1 pseudogene is annotated in these 675 nt (G+C 38.8%); it reads right to left on the bottom strand.

The features are described from left to right. Positions 1-675: pseudogene (locus tag ACFIL8_RS12875) on the bottom strand (autotransporter outer membrane beta-barrel domain-containing protein); the annotation flags it as partial.

Raw genomic sequence — 675 nt, 5'->3', positions numbered from 1 at the left:
GGTACTCAGTGCAAAAGCCCCTTCATTAATTGTAAAATCTTCATCTTCTGTATCGGCTGTATCAGCATCTTCTGAGAAACCGTTATGAAAATTCTCTTTACCATCAAGATTCTGGATACCTCCTTTCATAACCTTTGTGTCAACAGCCATCCCCCCACTATAAACACTTTGTATTCCTGGCATTCCATCTGCAGCATGAATTTCAGTGCCATAAGCACTACTTTCCTTATCTTTTCGCGACAAACTAGATCCAAGGCTTCCCTTACCAAAAATAATCTGCTCGCCACCATGGATTTGAGCCCCTTCTGCATTTGCACCACTCTCAACAATTTGTTTCCCCCCTTTTTTAACAGTAGCATATTCTGAAATGCTCAAGTTTTGGACAAACTCAATCCCACCATGCTCAATTGTCGTATCCCTGCTAACACTTGCTGCATCAATGTAGAGTTTTCCCCCTTCTCTAACCGTATTATTAATGGAATAAGCTGCATCTTTATAGTTAAAGCTATTTATTTCAGAACCTTCAGAGTCACGGTTAGTAATATAGATCGTAGCACCATCGCTTATTATTGAATTTGTGAGTACTTCAAAGAATAGCTTTTCTAATCTCTTCCTTTCCTCTTCTAAAAGATCACTTCCTTCTACTGTCTGTTTATTCTCTATCTTTTTTGATCC

The sequence above is a fragment of the Bartonella sp. AP57NXGY genome (genome assembly GCF_042195805.1).
GTDB lineage: Bacteria > Pseudomonadota > Alphaproteobacteria > Rhizobiales > Rhizobiaceae > Bartonella.
Note: the sequence above shows the minus strand (reverse complement) of the source record. Positions and strands in the feature narration are given on the sequence as shown.